The following is a 16,360-nucleotide window of genomic DNA, read 5'->3' as shown; positions in this document are numbered from 1 at the left end:
AAGGCATGACATCACTCTATTATCCGTTCTGAAATGATCTTTTAAGAGAAGATAGCTTTCTTTTGTTGCTATATAAGGCGGTATTGAGGATAAACTTGTTAGCGATATGGGCAAATTTCAAAAAAAGAGCCGGTATTTACCGGCTCGGACATAGACTTCAATGTTTAGGGAATGAAAAAATAATTAAGGGGACTATTAATACTCAACTATACAACTGAAATTTATTTAGTTGTTGCAGTTGCAAGACATAAATGTTTTACATTCAGGCAACTGACCACTTTGACGAAATTTTGCTGGGGTAATGTCAAAGTGTTTTTTAAAGATACGTGTAAAAGTGGCTTGTGAGCTAAAACCATATTGCAGAGCGATATCTAAAATTGGCAGGTTACCATTGCGTAATGATTTAGCAGCTTCTAATAAACGGCGTTTACGAACGTATTCGCCAAGCGTGCAACCTTTCATTTCTTTGAAAACACGCTGTAAATGCCACTTTGAATAACCACTTTTATCGGCAATTGTGTCGATTTTGATGCCTTCATTGCGCTGTAACTGACTTTCCAGCCATTTAACAATATCGTTGACTACACTCTCAGACATATTTACCTCCCACTTCTATGGGTTATTGTTCATTAATAACTAATAATAACTAAAGAAATTACTGTCTATTCTTCCCATTTTTCCGATATATCGATAGGCATAACGTGCTTTTTTTTAATGAGAATAGTTATTGATACGATAGATTTTATTAATAACTCAAACTTATACATACAAGAGTGTATGTTATTTATCTATTAAAATCAAATGGCTGAGTGTAAATGGTAGGGGTTGGTATATCAAAAAAGCAGTCGGATATATCAAGTTCAATTTTTTTGTTGGATGTATTCGAAATTATTAACCAAGTAAAATATTGAAAAATTAATTTAACTTAAGTTGTGATGGGTGTGCTGATTTTTACCATCAATACTTAGGAAATACCGAGGTAATAGTGACGGGGGTTAATGCTCAATAATCTGTGATTTTTGATGCTAATGGTTGACTGTTTAACTTTAGTTGAACTATCAAATAAGTCAATTTACTTAACGTATCTTTAACAATTTAAAAAAATCACTTGACTCAACATGGTATAAGCAAGAAATACATGGCGTGGCATTCATGTCCTGTTTTGGCAAAGAGGTTAGCTGGAGATGAAATTATGCAAAGGGAAGACTATTAGGTTTCTTGAGAAGACCCAAGAAACCTAATAGGTGATTAACGACGCAAGTAGATGTGTGGGGTGGCTGTTTCAGGATGTGAGATCACATCTAAATCTGCTTTATACCAACGAGTTAGATTTTCTGTCGTCAGAACTTCTTCAGGCGTACCTGCCGCCGCAAGTTGGCCTTGGTGAATTAAGTACACGCGATCAGCATACAGGGAGGTAAGGTTAAGATCGTGTAAGACGCAACACACGCCAAAAGGCCGCTCACGTGTTAATTGGTGTAATAACCGTAGGCTATGTTGTTGATGGTAAAGATCAAGAGCTGAAGTTGGTTCATCAAGAAAAAGACAAGCGGGGCTATGGTTGGGTTGCCAGACTTGAGCAAGTACTCGTGCTAACTGAACGCGTTGTTGTTCACCACCAGAAAGCTGACGGAAATCGCGTTGGCGTAATTCCAAACAATCTGTTTGTGCTAACGCCTCTTCAATGGCTTGTTGCTTATGCTCAGCGCCATACGGGCTACGCCCCATCGCCACGACATCTTCAACAGTAAAGGCAAATGATAAGCTACTTTGTTGCTTCATCACCGCACGTTTTTTTGCCAATGCATTATGTTGCCATTTGCGTAAATCTAAACCTTCTAACAGACACTCCCCGTGTGTGGGAGAGTGAAAACCAGTCAGTAGTTTTAATAAACTGGATTTTCCTGCACCGTTTGGACCAATAATGACGACCATTTCATGTTGCTGTATGGATAAACTGATATCTTTTATTAATACCTTATCGGCAACGTGAAAACTGAGGTTACGTGCTTCAAGTAGAGTTTGTGTATTCATGATGTTTAAACTCTCCCTGCTGGTTGACGTAAAATTAGCCATAAAAAGTAAGGCCCGCCAATGAGCCCTGTTAGTAATCCAACAGGAATTTCAGCAGGAGAAACCGCAGTTCGAGCAATGGTATCGGCAATTAAAAGTAAGGTCGCTCCAACAATCGCAGAGCCAGGTATTAGCCAGCGGTGATCAGGGCCTAGCGTCATACGGATTAAATGGGGTACCACGAGGCCGACGAAACCAATCACGCCACTCATTGCAACAGCACAACCTACCAGTAAGGCGCTAAGGAATAGTAAAATAAATTTTGTTCGCTCCACATTTAACCCGAGATAGTGAGCGTCTTCATCACCTAGTTGCAGTAGATTAAGTCTATTACCTTGCCAAAGGCAGACAAAGCAGATCGGTAAGATAACACTGGCGGCAATCGTTAAGGAAGTCCAGTCGACATTCGCAAGTGTTCCCATCATCCATAAGCTAAAAGTACGCAGCTGTTGGTCATCGCTGATATAGCTTAGTACGCCGATGAATGACATACACAAGGCATTGATCGCAATCCCAGCGAGAAGTAAGCGTGCTAAATTCCCATTTGAGTAGCGATTTAAGCTAAAAATAATAATTGAAACAATAAGGCTGCCGACGAAAGCGGCGCCAATATGCCCATAGTTAAGTAGGGCGGTAGGTAATGAAAAAGAGAATACAATAAATGCAGCGACACATAAGGCCGCGCCACTGCTGATCCCTAATAAGCTGGGATCAGCAAGCGGGTTACGAAATAACCCCTGCATGATGGCACCTGAAACAGCAAGAGCAAGACCGACTAAAATCGCTAGCAAAATACGTGGTAGCCGGATATTGAGCCAGATCTGCCAAAGAGGGTCTGTGGCAGGCGTCTGCCACAGAGTTTTAAACGATACATTCATTGCGCCAGCGTTGGAGGCAAGTAAGGCAATCGCCATCAAAACGAACAATAACGCAATGATAGCGAACAGAGGGTATTTAATTCGACTCATTGAAACTTCTCTAATGCCTCGCGTATCTGTTGCATGACTTTAGGGGTACCAAGGCTAAATCCAAGCATTCCCATATCATCAACAACGATTAGTGCCTTATTTTTTGCGGCAGGTGTCATTGCCAGGCCTGGCAATTTCCAGACTTTATCTTCACCACCTAATGATTTGATGCCTTCATGGGTGACGATAATCAAATCAGGTTGACTTGCAATCACACCTTCTTGTGATAATGGGCGGTAACTATTAAACCCGTTCATGGCGTTTTTAGCTCCCGCCGCTTTGATAAGACTATCCGCAGCGGTTTGCTGCCCCGCAGCAAGCGGCATTACGCCACCATGACTCATGATAAACAGAATTTTTTTATCTATGGGTGAGGTATTTACTTTGGCAATCTGTTGATTAAATTGCTCAACTAACCGTTTACCTTGTTCTGTTTTACCGACAGCATTAGCCACCGTTGTAATTTTTTCTGGAATGGCTTCTAATGCAGGCTTACCAGTCACCTTGATGACTTTTACACCACTTTTTTCTATCTGGGAAAGTGCCATTGAGGGTTTTGCTAGTTCACTGGCAAGCACAAGCGTTGGGCGCATAGAAAGCACACCTTCAGCGTTGAGCATTCGCATATAACCGACATCGGGTAGCTTAACAGCTTGAGCAGGATGAAGGCTGGTGCTATCTCGAGCAACCACTTGAGAGCCTGCATCAAGTTCAAAAACAATCTCCGTAACATCACCACCTAACGTGATGATCCGTTCGGCTGATTGAGCGGAAAAGCTCATGATTAATGTCACTGCAATTAGAAGCCATTGTTTCATTTTTATTTACCTAACGATTAAATGTGCGGTAGCGCCATAACCTGATTACGCCATTGTTCTTGCTCTGGAGTACCTTCAGTACGTTGCCCGTACATTTGTACGATTTGATTACCGTCTTTATCGAAGACTTCAAGGCTTGTGACGAAACCATCTTGAGTAGGTTTACGTGTTACCCAACACTCTGAAACGCCGTTTTCAATCATATGCAACGTAAAGTCTGGATTAAAAATGTTGAGCCATTTAATGTCCGAACCTTCTGCTTGGTATGGCATAAGGCGTTTTAATTGACCAGTAAAAATCTGCACGCAGCCACGATTACCGACAAAAATCATGATTTCATTTTGGTCATTAAACGCGGTATTGACTAATTGATTGAATGAATCAACAGGAACTTGCCATGCTAAATCATCACTAACGGCACGGAAGACTTGTTGGCGACTAAGATTATTTTTTTTCAATAAAATAAAGAACTGGTGGACATCGGTCATGTTGCGCCACTCTTGTTCTAGCTGCTGTTTCAATTCATCACTGATTGGCTGCTCAGAGAATGGCACAGCAGCTTCAATAGCAAGAGGTGGATTGTCTGACGTTGCATATTGTGCAATGAGAGAGTTCCATGCCGCCATATCAGTCTCATCTGTAGTATAGACTTTATGCAGCGCATCGCCTTGTTTATCGAAAAATTGAATACTATGGCGTTCACCATTTTTTGAATCTTCAGTCAGCGTGAAAATGGCATCCCAATGAGAGAAGAACATGCGTAAGTCTAAGGCGCGTGGATTTAAAATTAACCCTGCATGGTCGCTAAATTTTGCATTGTCATAGCGACCAACTTGCTCATGAACGACATACTCATTGCGGGTGATGGCCTTAACTTTACCGACAGATGCTAGCGCTTTCAGTAGTGTTGGGGCATCAACATTCAGTCTTTGTGCTTTGTCATGACCTACACGACAATGCAATAGTTCACCTTCTGAAACATTAAGGTAGGCAGCCAGATCACGAGCGTATTTTGCTTTGTTTTCTGCTTTTGCTTGTTGGTAACGCTCGAAAAGTGTTGAACTCACAGTGTATCTCCTTAATTAACTATAAATTACCATTGGAAGCTGACGAGCAGCTTGGCATTACGCCCATCCTGAGGGACGCCTTGTGACGAGTAGTATTCTTTATCGAAGGCATTGCCTAAAACGACACTGGTTCCTAGGCCTTTTAATTGGCCTTCACCTTGGTAGCTAACGTAAAAATCATGAACAGCGTAGCCTGCTTGGCGCGGTGCTTTGGATGCATCGTTGAAATCGGTATGACGAGTAAATTCACCTAACCAACCCACAGAAAAACCACTGTCTGAAATTGGTACGTTAAGGTTGCTGGTTAGCGAGTCAGGTTTAATGGAGGTAATTGATTTACCATTTGATTCATCTTTACCTTCGGTGTGGTTATAAGCTAAATTCCAACCCAAATAGTCGTTTTTATAGTCCATTGAAGCATCCCAACCCCAAATTTTAGCTCGTTTTGTATTGATGGAGGTTGTGTAGTTATTCTGAGGATTTCTAAAGTCAACGTTCACATAGGTATTGATATAGTCTTTTGCTTTAGTGTCAAAATAACTTGCTTTAAATTGTAGATTGTCACGTTCAGTGAATAGATCATCAAACCGTAGCCCAACCCCATATTCAGCAGTACGTGTAGACTCTGGTTTGAGATTCGGATTTGGTCGCCATTTATTTACTATTGGGCCCATTTGGAAATGAATTTCATCGTTATACATTTCCATCATAGAAGGTGCTCGGAAAGCTTCTGAATAAGAGGCAAATAGCATTGACCAGTCTGTTGGTGTAATGCTAACGGCGCCTTTAGAAGACCATTTGCCTTCTTTCACGTCCTCATTATCTTTAGCGGTTGCTTTATAATGGTCATAGCGAGTGCCAACAATAAATGATACAGGTAAATCTTTTAAGGCGATTTCATCTTGCAAGAAACCTGAAGCAAAGGTGATATCAGCATCAGGGAATTGCGTTGTTGAAGCGTAAGGTGTTTGATTTTGTTTGTATGTTTCGCCGCCATAAGTAAAGTTATGGGCTGCGATAGGTAAATCATACAAGTGTGTTTTATTATCAACTTTCAGACCATAAGTTTTTTGGGTACGGCCTTCATAGTGAGTATTTTTACCTTTAGCGGTAATATTAACGTCAGAATAGTAAGTGGTTGCTTTAAGATTTAACCAATCGTTTGATTCTGGGTTTAACTGGTAAGTCGCTTGGGCATCACGTTGACGTGTAGTGCGGTTAACCTTTAGATTATCCTTAGTAATATCGATTTGTTGTGGGTCTTTGGGTTCATAAGCATTGTTATTGTAATAGCGCAGTTGCCCTGATAGCTTTTGCTTATCATCAAACTGCCATGTCCCTTTGGCGAGTAGGTTTGAGATGGTTTCTTTGTTTTCCATATCATCGCCATTGCTTAAGCGAACATCTCCGACTTGTTTGGTAACAAAACTAAACAAACCATCAAATTGCTCTGTACGCCCAAAAGATGTACCGCCAAAACCAAAGCTATGATCCCCTGTAGCAGCTTGGCTAAAGACACGAAAGCCACTGTTTTGACCCTCACGTAATAGATCTTTAGCATCTACGGTTTCCCAAGCGATCACACCTCCCATCGCGCCACTACCATACAGTAGAGCTGAAGGGCCACGAACAATTTCGACTTGTTTTATCAGTGCAGGATCAATAAATGTGCCGTTAACGTGACCAGTATCAGTACCTTGGCGTACATTATCGACGAGGGTTAAAATACCGCGACGGTCAAAACCACGCATGTAGATATCTTGACCATTAGTGCGACTAGTACCAGTAACACCGATCCCCGGAATTTTACGCAAGATATCATTGACCGTACTTGCCGTTTTTGTTTCAGGTGAGTCATTTTTGATCACAGTGACCATCATTGGGGCATCGAAGCTATCTCTTTCAGTACCTGTTGCATAGACGGTCATCACATCATTGCGATTTGATGGTGTTGTTTCTGCATGAGCGCTTGCCATAACGGAAAGTATTGCGCTTGTCAGAACGGATAAACGTAAAACATGAGACATATTGTTATACTCCATAAAGTGTTACCGGTTTGCTCCCTAAGTTTCGATTTTGCCTAAATCTGTATGCAGGGAAACAAACCGGCGAGTATTATTTATTTTATAATTATTAAATGGTTACCATTGATAACTCACATTGAAATAGAAATTACGGCCTTCTTGGGGAACCCCCATCGAAGAGACATATTGACGATCAAAGGCGTTTTTCATCGTTAATGTCGTATTCAACCCTTTTATCAATTGGTCAGCTTGATAGTTCACATAAAAGTCATGAAGGCTATAGCCTGCATACTGGATGACTTCTTTATGGTAACGATCGAGTCCATGCTGAGATTTGTGTTGTTTTAATTGGTACTTAGCATTGCCTTGGAACTGTGTTTTAGCCGCAAATTCACCTACCCAGCCAAGACTAAGGCCAGTTGTTGCAATAGGGGCATTGAAGCGAATGAGTAGCGTTTCAGGGCGAATGGAAGAGAGAGAATAGCCTGTGCCGTCCTCTTTACCTGTTGTTTTGTTATGACTGATATTTAAATCAAACCAGAGGGTTTTGTAGCGAATAAAGCTATCAATACCTCGAATTGTAGCGGAAGGAACATTGCTAAAATAAATTTCATTAGGGAACCATTGATATTGCCCTTTCATGAAATGGTATTTTTTGGTGTAACGACCTTCAACGGCAATATGGTTTTTTGCTTTAGTATCAAAATACGTTGACCCAAATTGCAGTTCATCGCCATTTGATAACAGATCATCAAAACTTGCTTTTAAACCAACTTCTACTGTTTTATTTGTCTCAGGTTGTAAGTCAGGCGTAGGTCTAAAATCGGAAGTTAGCCAGCCGCCCATCACCGAAAAGTGATTAGAATTGTTATACAGCTCTGCCATACGAGGCGTCCGATAACCTTCGGAGTAAGAGGAGTATAGGTTTAACCAATGTGCCGGCGTGATACTGACCGCAAAACGTGACGACCAATTCGTGTCTCTATTTTTTGCAAACCCTTGACGTGAAGCTTCATAGCTTGTGAAACGGGTTCCTGCTGAGAGTGTAATAGGCAGGTGGTGTAACGTCATATCATTGTTAACCCAGCCCGAAATATTAGCTAGTCGAGCAGGGGGGTAGCTGATCGCGTGTTTATTGGGTTTTTGCTGTTGTTGATAATACTCGATACCACTTTCTATTTGGTTATTCACCCAGCCCTCAATAGGAACAATAAAGTGATTAGTCAATTTGGTACCATAGGTATATTGCGTACGCTTTTCGCGTTGATATTGATTATCAGCCTTAGCTTTTTCTCTATCTAACTGACTCAAAGAGAGGTCGGTATAGTACAGATCCCAATTTGCTTGCCAGTTAGGGAAACGGTTTGAGGTAATATATTGACTAATTGAAACATCCCGCTGGTGGCTATCGCGCTCGTGGGGCGTGTTTTTAAAACGCGTATCAGCGGAGTTGTTTACTGTAGGTTGTTTGAGACCTAACCCATCATTACGATAATCACGTAGCTGTAAGGCTAAATGATAATTAGGGTGTGCATACCAAGTGGTTTTTAATAACCAATTATGCACTTTCTCATGATTATCTTGAGTTGGAAAATCCGCAGATGCGAGTGAATATTTTTTACGTTGGCTATAACTTAATAGCATATCCAGAGGGCCAGTATGTCCATATACCGATGCCCCAGCAAGGTAGCTGTGGTCATTGCGGTTGACCCCACTGAAAACGCGGCCTCCTAATGCCTGCCCTTGCTTTAATAAATCCTTTGCATTCACGGTTTTCATCGCTACGACACCCGCTAGCGCGCCACTTCCATGAGCAACGGATGAAGCACCTTTATGGACAAAGACTTTTTTTACCAGTGACGGGTCAATAAATGTCGCATTGTATAACCCAGAATTAAAATCTTGAGTGACGTTATCCACTGTGATTTTTACACCACGAGAATCATAGCCACGTAGATGAACCTCTTGACCGTAGGTTCCACCAGTACCAGAAACAAAAATACCGGGTTGGCCTTTTAATAAATCTAAGGCAGAGCTTGCTGATTGATATTCAGGGGCTTGAGCATCAATGACATCGACTTGCTCGGCCACCGTAATATTTTCGTGATGAAAAGGGTGGGTCGTAACATGAATAGTATCACCTATCGTCTTTTTTGCTGTTGCAACCGCGCTAAATCCTGAAATAGCGAGTGTTGTCGCAAGTGCGGAAACGGTTATTTTTGATCCATTTAACGATATGGTGGGTGTAACAGACATCAGTTTAAACTCCATAGGAAATCCTTTCCTTATGTGGTGAATATCGCTGGCTGCCTTGATACAAGATCTGGGTGGCTTGCTGTGAATAAATTTTGAATAAAAACTATTTGGTTAAAATCAGTTTACCAGCACGAGTCTGCCTTAACTGGTATATCTCGCCGCGATGTTGGATCGCTAATTTACCTTCAGAGCCTAATAATTGATGACTATCTATAACGTCAACTTTTACGGGCGGAAGGGTTGAGTTGGCGATATTTTCAATAGGTGGTTTAGTGATGTTATCAGTCATATTTGGCCCAATTGATAATAAAACTAAGAGTGAGAATCATTATCTTTAAGTTGCTAAGTAACATCAAGGGGTTTTTACATTTAGATGACAAAATCACTACAATGCATGAGTTGCTTATCGATTTAGGTTAATATTTATGCAGAAAGGAACTCGACTCTTTCCTATCAAAGAGAGTGAAAGAGTCGGTGGGGGAATAAAATGTCAGCTTATTTAAAGCGGCTTTCTACTGCTTGGACCAAGATATCAATGAGTTGCTCGGTATCATCCCAGCCTAAACAGGGGTCTGTGATGGATTGCCCGTAAGTTAGAGGTTGACCTGCAATAATTTTTTGAGTGCCTTCAAGTAAGAAGCTTTCAGCCATTACACCACTAATTGCGGTCGAACCGCCTTTGATTTGCTCGGCAATATCGCGGGCGACTTCAAGTTGGCGACGGTGGATTTTTTGGCAGTTACCATGGCTAAAATCAACGACTAAATGTTCAGCTAATTCAAATTCACGTAGCTTATCACAAGCCGCTGCAATATCTCCGGCAGAGTAGTTAGGCTGCTTTCCACCACGCATAATAATATGGCCATGTGGGTTACCACTGGTTTGGTAGATGGTCATTTGGCCACTTTTATCGGGCGATAAAAACATATGTTGGGCGCTGGCTGCGCGGATGGCATCGATAGCAATACGGATATTGCCATCAGTACCATTTTTAAAACCAACAGGGCAAGAGAGTGCCGATGCCATTTCTCGATGGATTTGGCTTTCTGTTGTTCTTGCGCCAATCGCTCCCCAACTGATCAAATCAGCAATATATTGCCCTGTGACCATATCGAGAAATTCTGTTGCGGTAGGTAGCCCAAGCTGATTGACATCAATAAGTAATTTTCGGGCGAGCCGTATCCCCGTATTGACTTGGCAAGAGTTATCTAAATTAGGATCGGAGATCAGGCCTTTCCAACCTACAACGGTACGGGGTTTTTCAAAGTAGGTACGCATAACGATTTCAAGACGGTCTTGATAGCGTTCACGTAAGACATTCAGCCGATTAGCATATTCCAGAGCCGCATCAATATCATGAATAGAGCATGGGCCAACAATAACCAATAAACGGGGATCTTCCCCCGATAAAATTTTCTCTATCCGTTTACGTGACGCTGTCACGTTTTCAGCCACTTTCTCAGAAATAGGAAATTCGTCAGCGAGTGTCTGTGGGGTAATTAAGCTATCCACACGCTGAGTACGTAGTTCGTCAGTTTTTTGCATTCTTTCTTCTCAAAAGCTTTAATAGGCAGAGCCGTATCAGTGATTAGGATCACAATAAACGAAAATGGCTCGAATTCAACCTACAACGTGAGATTGAATGAAAGATTTTTTAAAAAATACATTTCGACTAAAAGATACGCCGTTTTAGCCCCATCGTGTCAATGACTTTGGCAGAAATTTCCTCTACTGAGTAATTGGTTGTATTGAGATAGTTGATCTTGTTTTGTCTAAATAGTGCCTCGACCTCAGCAATTTCAATGCGACATTGACGTAATGATGCATAGCGGCTGTTTTCACGTCGCTCTTCACGAATAGCGGCTAGTCTTTCCGGGCTTATCGTCAAACCAAATAATTTATGCGTATAAGGGCGTAGTGCAGCGGGTAACTGCAAGTTATCCATATCGTCTGCCGTAAATGGATAGTTAGCGGCTTGAATACCAAATTGCATGGCTAAATAGAGGCTGGTAGGGGTTTTACCACAACGGGAGACGCCTAACAAAATCACTTGTGCTTGGTCTAGGTTGCGCAAGGAAATACCGTCATCATGGGCTAATGTGTATTCGATAGCAGCAATGCGAGCATCATATTGATTGATATTCTGTAGCGATAAGCCATGGGTACGGTTGAGTTTAGGCTCAGGCTCTAACCCCACTTCTTGCTGAATAGGGGCAACCAAGGTTTGCACAATATCCTGACAAAAACCGGCGCTGTCGGTAATAATTTTTTTTACGGAGGGGGAAATGATGGAATAGAACACCAGTGGACGGTTTTGAGTCTCTTGATAAATCGTATCAATTTTCTGTTTTATTTCCTGCGCACGTGCTTCTGTGGTGACAAAAGGTAGCGTATAGGAATTGAAAACTAAGGGAAATTGCGACAAAACAGCATGTCCTAGCGTTTCTGCGGTTATTGCGGTTCCATCTGAAATAAAAAAAACAGTTCGTTCTGTGAGGTTTGTTTTATGATTAGTTGCGGTTATTTCGCTCATATATAGTGTCTTTTGTTGTATTTTTCGTTGGTTTTAGAGAGATATTATATTTGATTAAAGTTTAAAAAATAGTTTATAGGGGAAAGTATAGCCAATATTTGAACAATTTTTAGAACAAAAATTTTTTCTTGCTAGTTGGAACGATTCACCAGTCTATATTCAGATATTGTCTGTGCTAGTCTATTTCGTGAGGCGAATTATCGCCAATGAGATTTTTTACGATTTGTACCTTGTCACTAAATTGCTAGATAAAGATAAAGGATCGCTTTCAATGTCCACAAATGGCCTCACTCCGTGTAATGTACTTTGGTATAACCAATTAGGGATGAATGATGTTGACCGTGTTGGCGGCAAAAATGCCTCGCTCGGTGAAATGATTACCAACCTGTCCGATCTTGGTGTATCCGTACCTAACGGATTTGCGACAACCGCACAGGCGTTTAATGATTTTCTTGAGCAGAGCGGCGTGAATCAGCGCATTTATCAGCTGCTAGATGAAACGGATATTGATGATGTTAATCAACTCGCTGCGGCGGGGGAAAAGATCCGTCAATGGGTTATCGACACCCCTTTTACACCACAGTTAGAAAGTGATATTCGTGCGGCATACCAAACACTGTCTGAAGGTGAAAAAGATGCCTCGTTTGCTGTACGTTCATCTGCAACAGCAGAGGACATGCCTGATGCTTCATTCGCAGGGCAGCAAGAGACTTTTTTGAACGTTCAAGGCATCGATGCTGTATTGGTTGCTATTAAACACGTATTCGCTTCCTTATTTAATGACCGCGCGATTTCATATCGTGTCCACCAAGGCTATGACCACCGTGGAGTGGCACTCTCCGCGGGTGTTCAAAGAATGGTGCGCTCAGATTTAGCATCTTCTGGCGTGATGTTCACCATTGATACTGAATCAGGGTTCGACCAAGTCGTCTTCATCACCTCAGCTTATGGCTTAGGCGAGATGGTTGTGCAAGGGGCAGTAAACCCAGATGAGTTTTATGTGCATAAACCCACCTTGCTGAATAATCGTCCAGCTATTGTGCGTCGTACTCTTGGCTCGAAAAAATTACAAATGGTTTATGCGAACAGTCAAGAGCACGGTAAGCAAGTACAGATTGAAGATGTGCCAGAAGCACTACGCAATCGTTTCTCTTTGACTGATCACGAAGTTGAAGAGCTGGCGCGCCAAGCATTACAGATTGAAAAACATTATGGTCGCCCAATGGATATCGAATGGGCTAAAGATGGTCATAATGGGCGTCTGTACATTGTTCAGGCTCGCCCAGAAACCGTTCGCTCGAATCAACAAGTGATGGAACGTTACCAATTAAAACAACAAGGGAATGTGTTGGTTGAAGGGCGTGCTATCGGGCATCGTATCGGTTCAGGCCATGTTAAAGTGATCCATAACTTAAATGAAATGGATAGGATCCAAGCTGGCGACGTACTCGTTACTGATATGACAGACCCAGATTGGGAGCCTATCATGAAAAAAGCGGCTGCGATTGTGACCAATCGTGGCGGTCGTACCTGCCATGCGGCGATTATTGCCCGCGAATTGGGTATCCCCGCTGTGGTCGGTTGCGGTGATGCGACAGAGCGCCTGCTGGAAAATAGTCAGGTGACTGTTTCCTGTGCTGAAGGGGATACAGGGTTTGTCTATGAAGGTGAGCTAGGATTTGAAATTCATAGCTCCGCCGTTGACGAAATGCCAGCGCTTGATGTCAAGATCATGATGAACGTGGGTAACCCAGATCGTGCATTTGATTTTGCCTGTTTACCAAACGAAGGGGTTGGCTTAGCGAGGTTAGAATTCATTATTAACCGAATGATTGGTGTTCACCCAAGAGCTTTACTGGAGTTCGATTCACAAACTCCTGAGCTACAAAATGAAATTCGCACCATGATGGCAGGTTATGATGATCCCATTGAATTCTATGTTGGTAAGTTGACTGAAGGGATTTCGACGTTAGCGGCAGCATTCTGGCCAAAACGGGTTATCGTGCGTCTTTCTGACTTTAAATCTAATGAGTATGCCAACCTTGTCGGTGGGGATATTTATGAGCCGGAAGAAGAGAACCCAATGTTAGGTTTCCGTGGAGCAGGGCGCTATGTCTCAGATAGCTTCCGAGATTGTTTCGCTCTTGAGTGTGAAGCCGTTAAGCGGGTACGTAATGAGATGGGGCTAACAAACGTTGAAGTGATGATCCCATTTGTGCGGACTGTCGCTCAGGCGGAAGCCGTAGTGGCTGAATTAGCGAAGCATGACCTCAAACGTGGTGAAAACGGCTTGAAAGTCATTATGATGTGTGAGATCCCATCAAACGCATTACTGGCAGACCAATTCCTTGAACATTTTGATGGCTTCTCTATTGGCTCTAATGATATGACCCAATTGACCTTAGGTTTAGATAGGGATTCTGGGGTCGTTTCTGAGCTATTTGATGAACGCAATGATGCCGTAAAAGCCATGTTATCGATGGCGATTCAAGCGGCTAAACGTCAAAACAAATATGTCGGTATTTGTGGTCAAGGCCCATCGGATCATCAAGATTTTGCGCAATGGTTAGTTGAAGAGGGAATAGATAGTCTTTCTCTTAACCCAGATACCGTTGTACAAACTTGGTTAAAATTAGCTGATTCATAATGAATTAATCTATTATTTAAGACGAGAGTCTCAAGCCGACAATTATAATTGTCGGCTTTTTTTATAAATCAAATTGAATATACCGATTGTCAACTTCAATAGAAGCTATCAGTTATTAATTAATATCTAATATAAGTAAATTTAAATACTGGATGAGAATTAATAGGTGTTTACACGGATTAAGTAATATTAGAAAGTTAATAAACCGATCCATTAGTGTTAATCATTTTGAGTTAAATCAATAAGTGATGCTATATAAATAACTATATAAAGAATTATAAGGTGATATTACTTACTCAAAATGGGAGTAATAAAAGATGAAGTCATTACCTTAGTTGCAGGCCAGCCGGCGAGGCTTAGGATGATGAACAAAATTCATGTTGAGAAAAAAATAAAAAAAAAGCCTATCATGGGCTGACAGGCAAAGACTACACACAGCAATTCTATTGGGATAATCACGCATTAAATTAAATAAGCATGATATTGAGATTCGTATTAATCAAAACGTAATTCGATGTGAAGATAATAAATTAATTAAAAATTATAATCACTAAGAACACTCTTAATATATTTATTAGTCGCTGTATCATAAAGAGAATTCGTTTCAACGAAAAAGATAATATCACAAATGAGCTTGAATACTAACATTAGTCTGTTAAATATTGTTTCTAAATATTAATGAACATAATCGATAATCCAACAGTATGCTTAATAGAGAGCATACTGTTGGTTAGTTTAAAGTAAATTTATTTTTTACTCATAAACTCTTCTTCGAGAAACTTTTCTGTTTCTTCAAGGTTTTCATTTGGTATGGCGACCTCATTCATCCAGGCTTTTAATAGACTGTATGACACCGCAAGTACGACCGGACCTATAAACAAGCCAATCATACCAAAGGAGAGAATACCACCGATAACCCCAACAAGTATGAGCACCATCGGCAAGTCAGCCCCCATTTTGATCAGCCATGGACGTAATACGCCATCCATGGTTGCGACAACAGCAGCCCAAACAGCGAGGATGATTGCCCATGTTGTATCCCCTGTCCAGAATAGCCAAATGACGGATGGTACCATAATCAGTAGCGGGCCAAGCTGAGCAACACAGCAGATAAAGAGGAGAACGGTTAAGATAGCCGCATAGCTGATACCCGATAAGGCAAGCCCTACACCGCCAACAATAGCTTGAATAAGGGCGGTGACGACGACACCTAATGCAACGGCGCGGATTGACTGTGCGGCTAAGACTACCGCTGCATCGCCACGTATCCCTGCTAATCGAACGGCAAAATGGCGGATACCTAACATCACGGATTCGCCTTTGAGGTAGAGTAAACCGCTAAATAGCAACATTAAGGCGAGATGGAACATAAAACGGCCGGCATTGATGGCTTGTGCGAGGAACCAACCAGCAGCTTGTCCTAAATAGGGTTGGACTTTGGCTAACAGTGCATTACCGCCACTGGCAACCAAACTATGCCAAGCGTAATAAATTTTTTCACCAACGAAAGGGACGCTGTTAAGCCATTCTAGATCAGGCAAGCGCAAACTGTTAGGTGACTTAGCGAGTTCAATTAGCGGAGTGCTATTTTGAATAATACTGCCAATAAGAATACCCAGCGGTATAACGAATAGTAAAAGTATTAAGGAGACCATGACTAAAGCCGCCAACCAACGCTTGTTCCACAACCTTGCTTCAAGGCGTAGGAGTAGTGGCCATGTTGCTATCACCATCATACCAGCCCATACAAAACCAAGAATAAACGGGTTCAGTACCCAAAAACAGGCCGCTATCATTAAAATGATAAATGCGAAGCCAAAAATAAGTTTGGGTAAGTCGAGACGTTTTTGCGATTTTTCCATTAATGCCTAATCCTTAACAAATAAAAACACTGCAAGTGAGCTATTTTTTCAGGTGAAAATAACGTAATTTCTTTTTCACGATCAAAAAAAACAATATTGTGATATGGTTCCA

General features: G+C 41.6%; 12 protein-coding genes. 1 reads left to right on the top strand and 11 read right to left on the bottom strand.

Annotated features, from left to right (window positions below):
- Positions 1–225: 225 nt before the first annotated feature.
- From PSF11_RS04095 to ppsR, 10 genes are all read right to left on the bottom strand, one after another.
- On the bottom strand, positions 226–597 hold the full coding sequence (locus tag PSF11_RS04095; RefSeq protein ID WP_014658208.1) for a helix-turn-helix domain-containing protein: 372 nt from the start codon (positions 595–597) through the stop codon (positions 226–228).
- 651 nt (positions 598–1,248) lie between these two features.
- Entirely contained in the window at positions 1,249–2,034 is a 786-nt protein-coding gene (locus PSF11_RS04090; protein ID WP_004919124.1) for a heme ABC transporter ATP-binding protein, read from the bottom strand.
- Between the two features lie 5 nt (positions 2,035–2,039).
- Positions 2,040–3,041 (bottom strand): FecCD family ABC transporter permease, encoded by a 1,002-nt coding sequence (locus PSF11_RS04085; protein WP_072502213.1) that lies wholly within the window; start codon positions 3,039–3,041, stop codon positions 2,040–2,042.
- Complete coding sequence (locus PSF11_RS04080) at positions 3,038–3,859, bottom strand: heme/hemin ABC transporter substrate-binding protein (RefSeq protein WP_036939993.1); 822 nt, start codon at positions 3,857–3,859, stop codon at positions 3,038–3,040. Before PSF11_RS04080 ends, PSF11_RS04085 begins: the two co-directional genes overlap by 4 nt.
- Before the next feature lie 17 nt (positions 3,860–3,876).
- Entirely contained in the window at positions 3,877–4,926 is a 1,050-nt protein-coding gene (locus tag PSF11_RS04075) for a hemin-degrading factor (RefSeq protein WP_004919129.1), read from the bottom strand.
- 26 nt (positions 4,927–4,952) lie between these two features.
- A complete protein-coding gene (locus PSF11_RS04070; protein WP_014658210.1) occupies positions 4,953–6,953 on the bottom strand; it encodes a TonB-dependent hemoglobin/transferrin/lactoferrin family receptor in 2,001 nt (666 codons plus the stop codon).
- Positions 6,954–7,067: 114 nt separating this feature from the next.
- Positions 7,068–9,221 (bottom strand): TonB-dependent receptor domain-containing protein, encoded by a 2,154-nt coding sequence (locus PSF11_RS04065; RefSeq protein WP_072502214.1) that lies wholly within the window; start codon positions 9,219–9,221, stop codon positions 7,068–7,070.
- Between the two features lie 88 nt (positions 9,222–9,309).
- The gene (gene hemP / locus PSF11_RS04060; protein WP_004919137.1) at positions 9,310–9,495 is read right to left on the bottom strand and encodes a hemin uptake protein HemP; all 186 of its coding nucleotides are present in this window, start codon (positions 9,493–9,495) and stop codon (positions 9,310–9,312) included.
- Positions 9,496–9,701: 206 nt separating this feature from the next.
- Entirely contained in the window at positions 9,702–10,751 is a 1,050-nt protein-coding gene (locus PSF11_RS04055) for a 3-deoxy-7-phosphoheptulonate synthase (protein ID WP_014658212.1), read from the bottom strand.
- Between the two features lie 127 nt (positions 10,752–10,878).
- Entirely contained in the window at positions 10,879–11,739 is an 861-nt protein-coding gene (gene ppsR / locus PSF11_RS04050; protein WP_004919142.1) for a posphoenolpyruvate synthetase regulatory kinase/phosphorylase PpsR, read from the bottom strand.
- 271 nt (positions 11,740–12,010) lie between these two features.
- Between ppsR and ppsA the strand changes: the two genes are divergently transcribed.
- Complete coding sequence (ppsA, locus tag PSF11_RS04045; protein ID WP_014658213.1) at positions 12,011–14,386, top strand: phosphoenolpyruvate synthase; 2,376 nt, start codon at positions 12,011–12,013, stop codon at positions 14,384–14,386.
- Positions 14,387–15,132: 746 nt separating this feature from the next.
- Here ppsA and ydiK read toward each other — a convergent pair.
- Positions 15,133–16,248 (bottom strand): AI-2E family transporter YdiK, encoded by a 1,116-nt coding sequence (gene ydiK, locus PSF11_RS04040; protein WP_004919146.1) that lies wholly within the window; start codon positions 16,246–16,248, stop codon positions 15,133–15,135.
- Positions 16,249–16,360 lie beyond the last annotated feature (112 nt).

The organism is Providencia sp. PROV119, from assembly GCF_028482435.1.
GTDB classification, from domain to species: Bacteria; Pseudomonadota; Gammaproteobacteria; order Enterobacterales; family Enterobacteriaceae; genus Providencia; species Providencia stuartii.
Note: the sequence above shows the minus strand (reverse complement) of the source record. Positions and strands in the feature narration are given on the sequence as shown.

What these genes read in the sequence shown, in the direction of transcription:
- PSF11_RS04090 (WP_004919124.1), bottom strand. Translation starts at nt 2,034, where the DNA reads ATGAATACACAAACTCTACTTGAAGCACGTAACCTCAGTTTTCACGTT.
- PSF11_RS04095 (WP_014658208.1), bottom strand. Translation starts at nt 597, where the DNA reads ATGTCTGAGAGTGTAGTCAACGATATTGTTAAATGGCTGGAAAGTCAG.
- ppsR (WP_004919142.1), bottom strand. Translation starts at nt 11,739, where the DNA reads ATGAGCGAAATAACCGCAACTAATCATAAAACAAACCTCACAGAACGA.
- hemP (WP_004919137.1), bottom strand. Translation starts at nt 9,495, where the DNA reads ATGACTGATAACATCACTAAACCACCTATTGAAAATATCGCCAACTCA.
- PSF11_RS04080 (WP_036939993.1), bottom strand. Translation starts at nt 3,859, where the DNA reads ATGAAACAATGGCTTCTAATTGCAGTGACATTAATCATGAGCTTTTCC.
- PSF11_RS04070 (WP_014658210.1), bottom strand. Translation starts at nt 6,953, where the DNA reads ATGTCTCATGTTTTACGTTTATCCGTTCTGACAAGCGCAATACTTTCC.
- PSF11_RS04065 (WP_072502214.1), bottom strand. Translation starts at nt 9,221, where the DNA reads ATGGAGTTTAAACTGATGTCTGTTACACCCACCATATCGTTAAATGGA.
- ppsA (WP_014658213.1), top strand. Translation starts at nt 12,011, where the DNA reads ATGTCCACAAATGGCCTCACTCCGTGTAATGTACTTTGGTATAACCAA.
- ydiK (WP_004919146.1), bottom strand. Translation starts at nt 16,248, where the DNA reads ATGGAAAAATCGCAAAAACGTCTCGACTTACCCAAACTTATTTTTGGC.
- PSF11_RS04055 (WP_014658212.1), bottom strand. Translation starts at nt 10,751, where the DNA reads ATGCAAAAAACTGACGAACTACGTACTCAGCGTGTGGATAGCTTAATT.
- PSF11_RS04085 (WP_072502213.1), bottom strand. Translation starts at nt 3,041, where the DNA reads ATGAGTCGAATTAAATACCCTCTGTTCGCTATCATTGCGTTATTGTTC.